This window comes from Poritiphilus flavus (assembly GCF_009901585.1).
Classification (GTDB): domain Bacteria; phylum Bacteroidota; class Bacteroidia; order Flavobacteriales; family Flavobacteriaceae; genus Poritiphilus; species Poritiphilus flavus.
The window spans coordinates 278607-293055 of the sequence record NZ_WXYO01000006.1; the positions used below are offsets into that span (position 1 = coordinate 278607).

14 protein-coding genes are annotated in these 14449 nt (G+C 42.7%); 6 read left to right on the forward strand and 8 right to left on the reverse strand.

Going from position 1 to position 14449, the window contains the following annotated elements:
- Nucleotides 1-241 precede the first annotated feature (241 nt).
- The 5 genes from GTQ38_RS13930 (at nt 242) to GTQ38_RS13950 (ending at nt 4447) form a co-directional block, all read left to right on the forward strand.
- Nucleotides 242-1282 carry a CaiB/BaiF CoA transferase family protein gene (locus GTQ38_RS13930; RefSeq protein WP_161436153.1) on the forward strand — a complete coding sequence of 347 codons (1041 nt, stop codon included), beginning with the start codon at nt 242-244 and terminating at the stop codon, nt 1280-1282.
- A 165-nt stretch (nt 1283-1447) separates the two neighbouring features.
- The gene (locus GTQ38_RS13935) at nt 1448-2158 is read left to right on the forward strand and encodes a DUF1028 domain-containing protein (RefSeq protein ID WP_161436154.1); all 711 of its coding nucleotides are present in this window, start codon (nt 1448-1450) and stop codon (nt 2156-2158) included.
- A gap of 127 nt (nt 2159-2285) precedes the next feature.
- Nucleotides 2286-2741 (forward strand): hypothetical protein, encoded by a 456-nt coding sequence (locus GTQ38_RS13940; RefSeq protein WP_161436155.1) that lies wholly within the window; start codon nt 2286-2288, stop codon nt 2739-2741.
- 168 nt (nt 2742-2909) lie between these two features.
- Complete coding sequence (locus GTQ38_RS13945) at nt 2910-3800, forward strand: glycoside hydrolase family 16 protein (RefSeq protein WP_161436156.1); 891 nt, start codon at nt 2910-2912, stop codon at nt 3798-3800.
- Between the two features lie 26 nt (nt 3801-3826).
- Complete coding sequence (locus GTQ38_RS13950) at nt 3827-4447, forward strand: L-threonylcarbamoyladenylate synthase (protein ID WP_161436157.1); 621 nt, start codon at nt 3827-3829, stop codon at nt 4445-4447.
- A 19-nt stretch (nt 4448-4466) separates the two neighbouring features.
- Here the strand turns inward: GTQ38_RS13950 and GTQ38_RS13955 are convergent, their stop codons facing one another.
- The 4 genes from GTQ38_RS13955 to GTQ38_RS13970 form a co-directional block, all read right to left on the reverse strand.
- Nucleotides 4467-7025, reverse strand: a complete 2559-nt coding sequence (locus GTQ38_RS13955) for a zinc-dependent metalloprotease (protein WP_161436158.1) — start codon at nt 7023-7025, stop codon at nt 4467-4469.
- 133 nt (nt 7026-7158) lie between these two features.
- Nucleotides 7159-8010 carry an OmpA/MotB family protein gene (locus GTQ38_RS13960; protein WP_161436159.1) on the reverse strand — a complete coding sequence of 284 codons (852 nt, stop codon included), beginning with the start codon at nt 8008-8010 and terminating at the stop codon, nt 7159-7161.
- A 99-nt stretch (nt 8011-8109) separates the two neighbouring features.
- Entirely contained in the window at nt 8110-9111 is a 1002-nt protein-coding gene (locus GTQ38_RS13965; protein ID WP_161436160.1) for a glycosyltransferase family 2 protein, read from the reverse strand.
- 12 nt (nt 9112-9123) lie between these two features.
- Nucleotides 9124-9570 carry a type I restriction enzyme HsdR N-terminal domain-containing protein gene (locus GTQ38_RS13970; protein WP_161436161.1) on the reverse strand — a complete coding sequence of 149 codons (447 nt, stop codon included), beginning with the start codon at nt 9568-9570 and terminating at the stop codon, nt 9124-9126.
- A 26-nt stretch (nt 9571-9596) separates the two neighbouring features.
- Between GTQ38_RS13970 and holA the strand changes: the two genes are divergently transcribed.
- Nucleotides 9597-10601: a DNA polymerase III subunit delta gene (gene holA / locus GTQ38_RS13975; protein WP_161436162.1), complete on the forward strand. Its 1005-nt coding sequence runs from the start codon at nt 9597-9599 to the stop codon at nt 10599-10601.
- A gap of 1 nt (nt 10602) precedes the next feature.
- Here the strand turns inward: holA and GTQ38_RS13980 are convergent, their stop codons facing one another.
- From GTQ38_RS13980 to GTQ38_RS13995, 4 genes are all read right to left on the reverse strand, one after another.
- Nucleotides 10603-10980, reverse strand: a complete 378-nt coding sequence (locus GTQ38_RS13980; protein ID WP_161436163.1) for a DoxX family protein — start codon at nt 10978-10980, stop codon at nt 10603-10605.
- 49 nt (nt 10981-11029) lie between these two features.
- Nucleotides 11030-13273, reverse strand: a complete 2244-nt coding sequence (locus GTQ38_RS13985; RefSeq protein WP_161436164.1) for an aminotransferase class III-fold pyridoxal phosphate-dependent enzyme — start codon at nt 13271-13273, stop codon at nt 11030-11032.
- 111 nt (nt 13274-13384) lie between these two features.
- Complete coding sequence (locus GTQ38_RS13990; RefSeq protein ID WP_161436165.1) at nt 13385-13777, reverse strand: hypothetical protein; 393 nt, start codon at nt 13775-13777, stop codon at nt 13385-13387.
- 71 nt (nt 13778-13848) lie between these two features.
- Nucleotides 13849-14349 carry a DoxX family protein gene (locus GTQ38_RS13995; RefSeq protein ID WP_161436166.1) on the reverse strand — a complete coding sequence of 167 codons (501 nt, stop codon included), beginning with the start codon at nt 14347-14349 and terminating at the stop codon, nt 13849-13851.
- Nucleotides 14350-14449: the final 100 nt, after the last annotated feature.

Genomic DNA, 14449 nt, shown 5'->3' on the forward strand with positions numbered 1-14449 from the left:
AAATCCTCAATTCTTCGATTCCTCAATTTTACTTTTGTTGAAAGTTGATGGTTCATGGATAGCGTTTAGCGCAAAGCTGAAGTAAGACATACGATATTAGATATACGGTATCAGCTGTTAAACGCATTTAGTGACAATTCAAGAAATCGTTCAAACATCCAGCTGTCTAACAATCCAATCATCCAAACGTCTAAAGATCTAACAATCCAAATAAACAAAATCTTCTTTTAGAAATCATATTATGTTTAAAAACTTAAAAGTAGTAGAGCTGGCAAGTGTTTTGGCCGGTCCTTTAACGGGGACCTTCTTTGCAGAGTTAGGTGCCAGGGTTATTAAAATAGAAAATAAACTCACTAATGGAGATGTTACAAGAACATGGAAACTTCCAACGGAATCCAAAGAAAGATCCATCTCTGCTTATTATAGTGCTGCAAATTTCTCAAAAGAAAGCCTGTTACTCAATGTTACAGATATCCTGGATTATGAGATTTTGATTGATCACATTAAGGATGCCGACATTGTTATAACGAACTACAAACCAAGTACTGCTACAAAACTTAAACTGGGTTATGATGATTTGAAACCATACAATCCATCTCTCATTTATGCAGAACTTACAGGTTTTGGTGAGGACGACTCAAGACCCGCATTTGATGTTGTACTACAGGCTGAAACCGGGTTTATGTTTATGAATGGGGAACCCAATAGAAACCCTGTAAAAATGCCAGTCGCATTAATTGATGTACTCGCCGCCCATCACTTAAAAGAAGCTATTCTTTGTGCAATTATTGACAAGTTAAATACGGGTAAAGGAAAACATATCAAAGTTTCACTTTATGAGAGTGCTTTAGCGTCTTTGGCAAATCAAGCTACTAACTGGTTAATGAAAGAGCATATTCCACAACCTATGGGAACACAGCATCCCAACATTGCACCATATGGAGATATGTATACTACAAAAGATGGTAAATTACTTGTTTTGGCCATTGGTTCTGACAAGCAATTTGAAAACTTGTGCATGCTTTTAGGAATAGAGTTTAATGAGTTTGGCACGAATGCCCAACGGGTATCTAAAAGAGAAGCTTTAAACAGTAAAATAAGTAAATGTATTGCCAAAGAAACCTCTGGGTATTGGGTTTCTAATCTTGAACAAAGAAATATTCCTTATGGCATTGTAAAAAACATGCAAGAAGTTTTTCAAGATAGAAAGGCAAAAAAAATGTTGCTTTCTGAAGTTATTGAAGGCATTGAAACGGTTAGAGTGAAGACAGCACTTGTTTAGCAGTTGATAAATAAAAAAAAACTACCAATAAGCCATATGCAAACCTTTGGTGGTAATGCCTCAGCCAAATTGATTTTTATCCTTTAAGACTTCTACCTCGGATATTGTAACAAATTTGTATTCGATTTATCTCTAATACATATACCAACCTTAAATTTCCAGATTATGAAGAAAATAGGAGTCTCCTTATTCATCCTTTTTACCACACTTTTTTCTACACATTGCTATGCCACCTGGTCTATTATTGCCGTTGACCGAAAAACGGGAGAAATTGGCATTGTAGGTGCCTCATGTACTTTTGATGTATCTGGCATCGCTTCGATTGTCCCGGGAAAAGGAGCCATAGTGATTCAGGCGGCAAGTAATTATTATGCGAGAATGACAGGTGTTGATTTAATGGAAAATGATGTACCTCTGGAAAAAATACTTGAAGCCATGATGGACGAAAAATTTACGCCCGAAAAGCAGCAATACGGTTTAATTCTTTTGGATCCAAATACAAAACCATTAGTTTATTCCGGTTCTGAAATTCAAGATTGGAATGGAGAAAAACTGGGAAGCGATTTTCTCGTTATGGGTAACATTCTTCATGGAGAGGCAGTGGTATCCAATGCGTACAAGGCATTTGATGAAAACAGGGATAAACCGTTAGCAGAACGACTTATGTTAGCCTTAAAAGCCGGAGAAGAAGCAGGAGGAGATAAAAGGTGTGAAACGCAATATGCAAGATCTGCTTTTCTAATGGTTTACAATCCCCAGGATGGAGCCATTTTAAAGCTAGCGGTCCAGGGCATAGAAAAAGGTGGCAAACCCGCAGTGACTTTGCTAAATCAACAATTTGATTTTTGGCGTAAAGAAGAAAAAGGCAAAAACTAAACTTCCCAACATCGTGTATAACTGATAGCTGTCGGAATTTCAAGCTTGAAATTCCTGCAATCAATTATCTTTACTCTTGCGGTAAAATCACGGCTGATTTTTCTGCGACTAATCACGCGGAAGACAGTTGCAAGCAAGCTTGAAAATGGAGTTAAAACCAAAATTTGGAATAGACAATTTAAAATTTGGAATGTCTCAAAAAGAGGTATCGGACATTCTAGGTCAACCAGACCGAATTTTCCAATTGGACGATTTTGGAGATAATGAAATGGTTTGGGAATGGAATGAAAAATTTCTACGCCTGACCTTCTATCATGAAGAAAACAATCGATTTGGTTACTTGAGAACAATGCATCCAGACTTGACTTACAATGGACAAAAAATTCTGAATTTGCCGCCAGAAGTTGTAAAAGAAAAACTGTTTCCAGAATTAATACAATGGGACAAGAATGAGTTTGATTTTTTAACTATGTACTTTAATGAAAAGTATTGGCTGAATTTAAATTGTGAATATGGACTTGTTCTTGATTTAGAAATGGGAGTTCCTTTCAAAAATGATGAGGACTATGACTGGCCCATTTGAAACAGTCAATGCCCGATGGCGCGGAAATGTTTTCCGTGCGGGCGTAAATCATAACCCAAATCGTTGGTAGTACTTATTTGATTTCCGTAAATGGAACATTTACAGGAACCTCATAGTTATAAAACGCCTGTTTTGCTTTAATTTTAGGACTCGCTCAAAAAAAATCAAATGAAAAATACCTTAAGAACACCTCTGAACGTCCTGTTTTGCCTCCTTTTTTTGTACTGCAGCTGCGGACAAAGTTCTGACGATAACGCGGAACTTTTGGAAGATGATACAGTCCCCGTTGCTGAATTGCCAGACGTAAATGCTCCGGATTACTGGGATGATGCTGTTATCGTATGGCAAGACGAATTTGATGGAACGGAGCTTTCCATGGAAAAATGGCGTTTCGAAACCGGTTCTCACGGATGGGGCAATAATGAATTACAGAATTACGTGGAAAATGATAATGTGGAAGTGAGTGATGGTACTTTAAAGATCATAGCGAAAAAAGAGGCTCCTGGATCAACGGGAGGCACCTATACTTCTACACGTTTGAACAGCATCAGTGACTTCCGATACGGAAGATTGGAAATAAGGGCCAAGATCCCTGAACACAAAGGGAATGGGCTCTGGCCCGCATTGTGGATGCTGGGAAGTAATATCGGCACCGTAGGATGGCCCGCCTGTGGCGAAATAGATATTATGGAATATGTGAGCTTTAGCCCTAATGAAGTGCATTTTTCCATTCACAGTACGGCCAATAACCACAAGGATGGAACTCAGGTAACCTCTGGCCCGCTTGAATTGGAAACCATAGAAGAGGAATTCCATAATTATGGGGTACTGTGGACCAATCAATACCTCAAATTCTATATAGACGATATCACCAATGTAAAATTGACCTTTCCACGACCCGCGGTTACCACTGCTGAAAACTGGCCTTTTTCTCAACCCTTTTACTTTCTGATGAATATTGCGGTTGGAGGTGATTGGGGAGGCCTTGAAGGTGTAGACGACAGTATTTTCCCTGCTGTGATGGAGGTAGATTACGTAAGGGTATACCAGGTGCAGTAAACTGCTTAAACTCTTATCCACGCGTTATGGCTGAACTCATTAAGATATATGAAGATAATCCCAGTCCCAGGCAGATCGACAGGGTAGTGGAGGTACTTCGATCAGGGGGGCTGGTTGTCTATCCTACAGATACCGTCTACGGTCTGGGCTGCGATATTACAAAGTCCAGGGCTCTGGAGAAAATCGCAAGGATCAAGGGGGTTAAGCTGCAAAAGGCCAATTGGTCCTTCATATGTGCGGATCTTAGTAACCTATCGGACTATGTACGCCAAATAGATACTCCAACTTTCAAGATATTGAAAAGAGCTCTTCCCGGCCCGTATACCTTTATTCTTCCCGGAGGCAATAATTTACCTAAGGATTTTAAATCCAAGAAAACCGTTGGAATTCGAATCCCGGATAATGCCATAGCCAGGGAACTTGTAAAAGCCCTGGGTAATCCAATCGTATCAACCTCTATCAGAGATGAGGACGATATTCTTGAATATACCACGGATCCGGAGTTGATCTATGAAAAGTGGGGTAATATCGTAGATGTAGTGATCGATGGTGGCTATGGAGGCAATCTCGCCTCTACTGTTGTAGACCTGTCCGGTTCGGAACCTGAAATACTAAGGGAAGGAAAAGGTGCTATAGATATTTTTTAATACTGAACCGCTCGCTGGTTTAGTTTTTCCCGTTAGACTTGATGGAAATATCAGGATTATAAGGAGGTATAAAATCATCGGTTTCCCAGACCTCTCCTATAACTTCTTCGATCTCTTTTTCCAGATACCTCAGATGTGCTTTCGTCATCCTGTGGGTGATCACTGGGATAGTCCCTTTGATCTCTCCCTGAAGTTGAATCAGTTGATCCAGGGCCAGTGATCTTACGTCCGTGTTACTGGTAAAATCCTCTGAAAGTTTCGATAGGATACCAGATATGGCTCCCTTGGCCTTCTTGGGTTTATAAAGTGCGATGAGATTGTCTACATAGGCCTTTTGAAGCTTTCTTCTGTATGTATTCGCCTGATAGAAAACATTCATTTCACCCCAGACCAGGAAATGCAGATCGTCCAGGTATTCCTCGGGCCGGTAGGTGTCAATATCCCGGTATCTTTCAGTGATAAAGGTCATCCTGCTCAATCGGCTTCCGCCTAAGAGATTAAGCATCACACTTTCCATACTACGGGTAACAGCTTCTTTAGAGCGGGGCGACTGTATATTGTTCAGAATATCATTGGGTAACAGCCAATCCGGTTCGTGAAAAATATGATTGTCCAGAAATACCAGCGCTTCTTTTTGAACACTTTTCGGCACCGGCAGGTATACCTCACCTTCTTCGCCCATTGTTTTGGGAGTGACGTAGATACCTCCAATATTTTTTACAACATGGAACAGGTAGTTGTCATATTGTTTGATGAGATCCTTATAGATGAGGTCCAGATTGGTATAATCATCACTCTGCCGCTCTTTGGTCCATTGGGTAAGATAGGGCACTATACGCTGCAGGTTCATGATGCCGTAATTGCTGGCGATAACCGCATGATCCCCAAGGTCTTCACTCTGTGATCTGGGATCAAAGTCCCTTCCTTCACCGCCAAACCAAAGACGTTGGTTACCTCTAATACTATCCGTTACCATGGCATTCAGTAATTCCTTTTCTTCCGTTTCCGAATAAGTCTCAGCAAAGCCTGAGTAACCCCATTGAATGGCCCATCGGTCATAATCGCCAATTCTGGGTCTCAGATATTCCGGGGCAATGGAATCTTCAGGCTGTGCCACATAATTAAATCGCGCATAATCCATGATCGAACTGCTGTGACCGTATTTTTTTAACCAGTTTTCATCCCGAAGTTTTTCCACAGGCGTGGCATGACTGGCCGCCATATTATGTCTAAGTCCCAGGGTATGCCCAACTTCATGAGCACAGACAAATCGTATGAGCTCACCCATAAGATCCGTATCGAAGCGCATTTTCCTGGCACGCTCATCCACCGCCCCGGCCTGGATCATATACCAGTTGTGCACCAGGGTCATGACATTGTGATACCATCCAATATGACTCTCCAGGATCTCACCACTCCTCGGATCTGTAATGTTGGGTCCGTATGCATTCTTAGCCGAACTGGCGAAATAGCGCAGTACGGAGAAGCGAGAATCTTCCAGGCTCATCGAAGGATCGTTCTCAGGCCATTCTTTTCCAATAATGGCATCCTTGAAACCTGCCTGTTCAAAAGCCTCCTGCCAATCGTTGATCCCCTTGATGAGGTACGGCCGCCATTTCTTTGGCGTAGCAGGGTCTAAATAGAATACAATGGGTTTTTTGGGGGTAACCAACTCTCCCTTTTCCCATTTGGCCCGGTCTTCATCTCTGGGTTCCAGCCTCCAGCGATGGATGTAAATGTTTTGATTTACCTGCTGCTGATCGTCTCCGTATTCCAGGTAGGAACTTGCAAAATAACCGACCCTTGGGTCGTAAATGCGCTTCTTCATAGGTTCCTTTGGAAGCAGAATAAACGAATTATTCAGCTCCAGGGTAACAACGCCGGACAAGGCGGCTGCAGGCAGCGCCCTTTTGTCCTTTTTAGAAACTGATTTGGATTTGTAGGTCTTTACCGTCCGTATTTCTGTATTGATCGGAAAGGAATTGATCTCTTTAATAAAGGACTTATCTTTTTCAAGGCTTGTGAGTTTGTAAGCGTTTTTTTGAGCCGGGCTAAGGGCCAGAAGTGAGTTATCGCTGTTCACAAAACTGGTGACTTCAATCAGCGAGCTCTGTTTGTCCTCATTAACGGCCTTAATCTCAAAAGCCTCCAAGATGGGAGTGACGCTGGAGTTGTTTACGGCTTGTGCGATAGCATCGTTTTCATCAGCAGCGCTTACCAGTGTGGATATTCTTAGGAAGATCTTGTTTTGAGGCCCTTTTTCCAGTACAATGGTCTTATCTCCAATTTCCTCTCCACCATAGTTACCGGCTCCTGCGGGAGTTTTTATAAAGCGGGTTACTACCAGTATCTCACGGTTTAGGATACTGTCTGGAATTTCAAAATAATACTTGTCCCCAACCTGGTGTACATCAAAAAGGCCGCTACTGCTAACAGCTTCTTTGCCGATTATTTTGTCGTAGGGTTTAACTTTTGTTGGTGCCTTACCAGACTTTACAGCCTGTTTGGATCCCAGGCCGAGAGTACTACAGGAGTAGGCAAAAAGAGATACACAGAACAGCAGTAGAATTCCTCTCATAATAAAACAACGGTTTCACGTTTCAAATAGTATCTTGAGATCTTACAATGGAAGCTGGCTGGTCTGAAACAAAAACACGGCCTAAACTAAGTAGTTTGGCCGTGTTGTAAAATTAAGCTATTCTGTTGAATTTCTAGTTATTAATTGCCGGATCTTTCATTCCTTCTTCAATCATGCTATAGAATTGATCGATCTTTGGAAGTACAACTATCCTTGTTCTTCGGTTTTTAGATTTTTCGCTTTGAGATACGGGAACGTATTCAGCGCGACCTGCCGCGGTCATCCTCTTAGGGTCCACACCGTAATCGTTCTGAAGTATTCTTACTACCGCTGTGGAACGCTTAACACTAAGGTCCCAGTTGTCTAAAAGTACTCCCTTGCGGTAAGGTACATCGTCTGTGTGCCCTTCTACCATAAACTCAAAATCAGGTTTGTTGTTTACTACCTGAGCAACCTTACCAAGTACTTCTTTCGCCCTGCTGGTAACGTTGTAGCTACCGCTGCTGAATAACAGCTTATCAGAAATAGAAACAAAGACCACACCTTTCTCTACACTGATCTCGATATCTTCATCATCAAGATTGCCTAACACTCCTTTAAGACTTTGTACCAAAGCGAGGTTAACAGAATCTCTTCTGGTGATCGCATCCTGAAGTTTGCGAATGGTCAGGTCCTTTTCTTTGAGGCTTTCCAATGATTTTTCCAGGTTTTCTGCCCCTTTGGTGGTCAGGGTAGTCAGGTTCCCCATATTGTTAATCAATTCCTGATTGTTTGCTTTAAGGAAGGCATTCTGGTCTTCCAGGGTCTTCATTCTGGTGGTTGCCGTAGCCTTCTCTTCCAGACAGGTATTAAGTTTTACCGTGGCGGAATTCAAAAGGTCTTGAGTTTCTTTGTGCTTTGCCTCTAAGTCAGCGTATTTTTTTTGAGAGACACAGGAAGATAACAGAAGTGTTATTCCCAAACAGCCTAGGATGATTTTTTTCATAATACTTGTTTCTAATATTAATTGTTTGTTATTCGTAATGTATGTAGGGCGCGGCAGCAAAATTAGAGAAATTGCTACCCCATGATTTCTCAAAATTAGTTAATCTTTTACTAAAATGTTAAATTTACTTATCTGATGTACGAAATGAGACCACACAATGGATTTTGTGGCATAATACTTTAGTATAAAATTAGCTTTTTCCCTTTTCCGGTACATCTTCCTAAAGCGCTTATAATAACTGAGATGCGCATGAAATATGGCCAGGCAATGGTTTACTTTGAATTGCAAAATAAATCGTATCGCTGCAATGCCATCCAGAAGCAAACGGGCCAGGATAATAGGAAAGGCCTTTTTTCTCGGCAGGTTCTTTGTGATGGAGAAAAGGGAGTTTCTGAAGTTTAGAAATGTCTTTTTCGGGTTCATATTACTCAGTGTAGAACCTCCCAGATGATACACCTTAGAGGTGCCCACATAGAATACCTTATATCCGGCATTCCATGCACGCCAGCACAGGTCTACCTCTTCCTGATGTGCAAAATAATCCTCGTCAAAACCTCCGAGATCGCGGAACACTTCACTCCGGATAAACATGCAGGCACCAGTGGCCCAGAAGATCTCCCGCTGGTCGTTGTATTGCCCCTCATCTTTTTCCAGAACCTGAAAGATCCTGCCCCGGCAAAAAGGATAACCAAACTGATCCAGGAAACCTCCGGCCGCCCCGGCATATTCAAAATAATCCGGTTTAAGAAGATCGAGGATCTTTGGTTGAATGATGGCGATGTCCGGGCGTGTTTCAAAAGTATTCAAAACCGGTGCCAGCCATCCTTCACTAACTTCCACATCTGAATTCAACAGGCAAAAGATGTCCGCATCAATCTCTTGTAAGGCGTCGTTATAGCCCTTTGCAAAGCCACCGTTAGTGCTGTTCCGGATCACTTTGATGTCCGGGAATTCCCTTTGGAGCATGTCCACGGAATCATCGGTAGAAGCATTATCGGCAACGTATATATCAACTCCCTCTGAATAGCGTATTACGGAGGGCAGATAACGGCGGAGAAGTTCAGCGCCATTCCAATTAAGTATGACAACGGCAAGTTTCAAAATGCTTGCAAATTAACGGCTAAAATCAGGAATATGCTGCAAAAAGCGATACTTTTCTTGCTCAAAGTCCATTTCGGCAAAAAAATGATCCAGCCCATTGGTAACCATCAGGAACCTGGCCTTTAATTGCAGGTTATACCTGGCTATTTGGTCAAAGGTAGACTGATCTACTGTGATATCAGGGGATTTGCATTCAACCAGTATTCGGATGCTCCCGTCTGGTTCGTAGACCACGATATCGTATCGCTTATTTAGTTTGTTGATCTTTAATTGCTTTTCTACATTGATCAGGCTGGCTGGATATTTCTTGGTAAATATCAGAAAATGAAGGGTATGCTGCCTTACCCATTCCTCCGGCTGCAGGACCACGAACTTTTTACGGATCAGGTCGAAAATCCGGATTTTATTTTCGCTATTTTTGAAGCGAAACTGGTAGGACGGGAAATTAAGGCGTTGCATAGCGCAAATTTGGAGTTTTTTTTTGGATGGACGAAGTAAAGCAAATTGTTAATGATATAAGGAACGGGGCGGTAAAGCACATTTACTTTTTAATGGGTGAAGAGCCTTATTTTATTGACAAGATCGCAGAGTATATTGAAAAGAACGTACTGACCGAAGAGGAACGTGGTTTTAACCAGTTGGTGCTTTATGGAAAGGAGACTAATGTGGATGCGGTCATTGGCAGCGCCAAAAGATATCCCATGATGTCCGAAAAGCAGGTGGTTATCGTAAAAGAAGCGCAACACCTGTCCCGGACTATTGAAAATTTTGCGAAGTATGCGGAATCGCCTCAACCTTCAACTGTACTGGTGATCTGTTACAAATACAAGAAGATAGACAAGCGCAAGAAATTGTATAAAACGATCCGGGATAATGGGGGAGTGGTATTCGAAAGCAAGAAACTATACGAAAACCAGGTTGCCGAATGGATCCGAAAAATGTTGCTTGGCAAAAGATATAGCATCACGCACAAGGCTTCAGGATTGTTAGTTGAGTTTTTGGGAACCGACCTCAGCAGAATTTCAAACGAGTTGGAAAAACTGCGTTTGGTACTGCCTCAAAAATCTGAAATTACCCCTGCCGTGATCGAAAAGCATATTGGGATCAACAAGGATTACAATAATTTTGAATTGAAAAAGGCTATTGGAGAAAAGGACCTCACTAAAGCCACTCGTATCATCAACTATTTTGCCCAGAATCCCAGGGATAACCCATTTGTTGTAACCATCACTTTGCTCTATAACTTTTTCTCCCAGTTACTGCAATACCATGGTTTACAGGATCACTCACCAAAGAATGTCGCCGGTACTTTAAGGATCAATCCTTATTTCGTTTCGGAATTCCAGGTTGCCGCCCGAAACTATCCTATGAAGAAAACGAGTCAGATCGTTTCTGTCCTAAGGGAGCTGGATATGAAAGGAAAAGGGGTAGGAGCAAACAATATCTCCCAATCAGAACTACTCAAGGAATTACTTGCTAAACTAAGTTGATTTACTTCCTGTCTATGCTGAATTTGCCCGGCCCGGTCAGCACCAGCACCAGGAATATCAACAAGAAGAGCAGGGGTTTTTCCTTGGCTCCGAAAGGATCCGCCGAGTGGAAGAAAAACGCGGCTACGAACATCGATATGGCAGGAGGAATTGCTGCCCAGCGCGTTTTAAAGCCTATAATGATCAGAATCGGGCATACGAACTCAGCAAGTGTGGTAAGGAAGAGGGAGGGTGTAGCCCCGATTCCTATAGGGTCCGCAAATTCAAAATTGCCGTTGAGTAATTTCTTTACTTTCGGTATGCCATGGGTCAGAAGCATTACGGAGGATAATACCCTTAAAAGGGCAAGTCCCAGACTATTCTTAAAGTTCGAGGTCATTAAATTTCATCTTCGTTTCGGTATAAATGTATTGAAATTTTTGAATAAGCTAGGCACGATTTTCCATTATGGAAGTCATCCTATCCAGCAATATTCTGGCATCATTTTCATTAAATGACAGTGGGGGTTTGATTTTCAGCACATTATCAAAAGGCCCATCTGTACCGATAAGGATAAAATTTTCTCTAAGTTCATTTTTTAGGTGGTTGGCCAGTTCAGTATATGGTTTTCCCTGAAGATCCAGGAGTTCTACCCCAAGGAACATTCCGCTACCCCGAACATCCGCAATCTCAGCATACCGCTTTCCGAGTTCTTCGAGGCCGCTTTTCAGGAAATTACCGACAGTCTTAGCTTTTTGCTGTAAGCGCTCTTCTTCTATAACATCAAGAACGGCTTCTCCAATCGCGCATGAGACCGGATTTCCTCCAAAGGAACTGAAGAACTCCGGACCGTGATCAAAGCTTGCTGCGATCTCCGAAGTAGTGACTATGGCTCCTATGGGATGCCCATTGCCCATAGGCTTACCAAGAATAACGATATCCGGAACGACCTCGTGCATTTCAAAACCCCAGAAATGATCCCCCAGCCTTCCAAAACCCACCTGCACCTCATCACTAATGCACACGCCTCCCTGCGATCTGACCTCAGGATAGACCGTTTGCAAGTATCCCTTTGCAAGGGGGACCTGCCCGCCACAGCCAACTATCGGCTCGGCGATAAAGGCGGCAATTTCACCCTGGTTTTTTTGCAAAAGTTCTACGGATCTTTTAGCAAAATAAGCCCCTGCTTCGGCCTCTTCATAACCGGAATTAAACGCCTTTGGCAATTCACACTCAAGGATGTCAGGGTTGTGATATTCCTTATCCAGCTTGTGGTATTTGTACGGACTGATCTGGATACCTGTAGCTGTATTGCCGTGGTATCCGTCTTGCAGGACCATGATCTTATTCTTGCGGGTATGTGTTCTGGCTAACCTTATGGCCAGATCGCTGGCAGCACTCCCGGAATTCACAAAGAAGATCTTATTCAGTGAATCGGGAAAGAGGTTCAACAGTTTTTCGGTATAGCGATACAAGCTGTCGTAGAGATACCTGGTATTGGTATTAAGGACGGACATGGCCCGCTGCCCCGCACGGACTACTTTGGGGTGGCAATGCCCTGCAAGCATAATATTATTGTAGGCATCCAGAAATGAATTTCCATGTATGTCGTACATATACTGGAAAGCGGACCTTTTCATCTGTATCGGGTTCCGGTAGCTCAGCGAAAGTGAATCGCTGAAATACAGATGGCGTTGATCCAACTGTTTCTCGATTGGCGTGACCTCAATTTCCCAACCGCAAACCTTTTTAAAGGCATTTTCTGCTGCAATTGGACCGATCTCAAGCCATTTCCGAAGCAGCTCCCAGGCCGGTTTTTCGCTAATGGTGATATATTCTGAGTCCGGTTTGTCCAGCTTGGTTTTAGCGGAATTACAAACGCTGGTGGCCAGCCTGGCGCCGATCAGGAAATACAACACCTCCAGCTCGACCTCCTCAAGCGGTAAGACTTGCTGATAAGCTGCGATAACACTGGAAGCAATTTCCAGAGGACGGGTTTTATGCATCATGACATAAGTGAGGGCCACTGCAAGTTCGTTGATTAACCAGCTGTGACACATATCCCCAAAATCGATGATACCGCTTACGCGATTTTCCCTGGTAAGCACATTCCAATCATTGGCGTCGTTGTGAATTATTTTCTTTCTAAGCCGATGGCTGATCGGAAGAACCTGTTGTTCATACTGCAGATAAAAATAGTCTACCAGGTTCCTGTTCCCGGCATCCTCAATATAATTAAGGTAAGGACGATTGATCCCGAAGTGCTTGAGGTCCCATCGGGTCTCCTTGGCAAGAATTTCCGCTTGTTTACAGTCGAGGAGGGCGTTGTCCATCTCTGCCAGGAATCGGCCAAAGGAATGTAGCAGTTCCTCTTCATGTGATACATCTCCTAAAAAGGTACCTTCCACATAAGACAACAATCTGAAAAGACAGTCACCTTTCTCAAAAATTGCTTGCTGATCCCTGGTAAGCTCAGGTTCTGGAAAATCGTAAGGCAGGGTACTAAGGGTCTGTAATACCTCATTTTCAGCCTTCAATAATCCTCGGGTCTCTTCGCTGTCGGGGTATTGTTTGAGCACGAAGGAACCTTTCGAACAAACAATTTTGTAGTTTATACTGTCGTAACCTTCAAGTTGGCTTACGGAAGTAACCTTATAGCCAAAGAATCCTTCAATGATCTCTTTAATTTCCATTACTTAAACCTCGGCCGCCGTCCGCTGCCTGTAAGAAATTGAATAATATCTCAAAGTAAAGGAATTAAGCTGCTTAGTGGTAACAGAAATTTGACTTTTTACCTGAAGCGGTTAGTTTGTTTCCAATAACTGTTGAGTTCCCAACTCATCAAATACGGCCTCCAGAACCAGTTTTTGAGGTCTGTATTCAAACTTTAGATATCGGTTGTCTTTACCTTGCAATTCAAAGATCGAATCGCGGTTTACAAATTTGAACGCCACAGAATTTTGCGCGGTTTTCTCAGATATTGTGGTCTCATATATTCCATCGCCGTCATCGTCGGTCATAGGTACTTTCACCCTCCAGGCAGGATCTGTGAATTGTCCGCGGATCCCGACAGCCGAGACACTGTCCACAGCTCGCATATCTACTTTAAAGGTTACCTCTTTTAAGTGGGTTTCCTGAACACAACTAAAGAACAAAATTGAACTGCACAGTGCATAAATGATGTTTTCTTTTCTCATGATCTTGATTTTATTTTGAATGGTTTAGAAATGAATTGATGCCAGGGAATTATTGTGCCCTTCCCGGGCGGTCACTTTTGTGATGCATTATTCAGTCTTTTGCTTATTAGATAATCCAGACCAAATCTGCCTGATCCCAGATAGAGGTTGTATACTGAGATCCATAGAAAACTGGCCGCGGGTAACAAACCCCAGGTGCTTCCTCCCCATTTCTGACAGAAAATTGCGACCAACATGGTACACATAATGAGGAAAGATGCTACCCTCGTCTTCAATCCAAGAGCGAGAAAAAGCCCTCCTACAGCCTCACTAAATGCCCCCATCCATGCAAAGAATACCGGGGCTAACGCAAATATTCCGCCATAGGCTGCCACATCTTCCGGAAACCAGGCTACTACCTCAAAAAAGTCCAGGTTGCGATCATCATCTGTCCAGGGCATTCCAAATTTTGGTGCGCCGAATTCCAGAGCGATTATCATTCCCCCGATAAATCGTATTAAAGCAAAAACGGCATCTGCGATCCAGTGGTTTTGAAGGACTGGCTTGATCAATTGTTTTAGTATTTTCATCATCCTGATTGATTTTTGTTGAACGGCACAAATCTCAGGATTAGGTCAAAGTTGGGCGACCCAAAGTGTACGGGCAGGTCTCAAATACGATTTGAGACGTCTC

Coding starts and splice junctions, on each gene's coding strand:
- GTQ38_RS13990 (WP_161436165.1), bottom strand. CDS start 13,777: ATGAGAAAAGAAAACATCATTTATGCACTGTGCAGTTCAATTTTGTTC.
- GTQ38_RS13995 (WP_161436166.1), bottom strand. CDS start 14,349: ATGATGAAAATACTAAAACAATTGATCAAGCCAGTCCTTCAAAACCAC.
- GTQ38_RS13985 (WP_161436164.1), bottom strand. CDS start 13,273: ATGGAAATTAAAGAGATCATTGAAGGATTCTTTGGCTATAAGGTTACT.
- holA (WP_161436162.1), top strand. CDS start 9,597: ATGGACGAAGTAAAGCAAATTGTTAATGATATAAGGAACGGGGCGGTA.
- GTQ38_RS13930 (WP_161436153.1), top strand. CDS start 242: ATGTTTAAAAACTTAAAAGTAGTAGAGCTGGCAAGTGTTTTGGCCGGT.
- GTQ38_RS13945 (WP_161436156.1), top strand. CDS start 2,910: ATGAAAAATACCTTAAGAACACCTCTGAACGTCCTGTTTTGCCTCCTT.
- GTQ38_RS13960 (WP_161436159.1), bottom strand. CDS start 8,010: ATGAAAAAAATCATCCTAGGCTGTTTGGGAATAACACTTCTGTTATCT.
- GTQ38_RS13970 (WP_161436161.1), bottom strand. CDS start 9,570: ATGCAACGCCTTAATTTCCCGTCCTACCAGTTTCGCTTCAAAAATAGC.
- GTQ38_RS13955 (WP_161436158.1), bottom strand. CDS start 7,025: ATGAGAGGAATTCTACTGCTGTTCTGTGTATCTCTTTTTGCCTACTCC.
- GTQ38_RS13980 (WP_161436163.1), bottom strand. CDS start 10,980: ATGACCTCGAACTTTAAGAATAGTCTGGGACTTGCCCTTTTAAGGGTA.
- GTQ38_RS13950 (WP_161436157.1), top strand. CDS start 3,827: ATGGCTGAACTCATTAAGATATATGAAGATAATCCCAGTCCCAGGCAG.
- GTQ38_RS13935 (WP_161436154.1), top strand. CDS start 1,448: ATGAAGAAAATAGGAGTCTCCTTATTCATCCTTTTTACCACACTTTTT.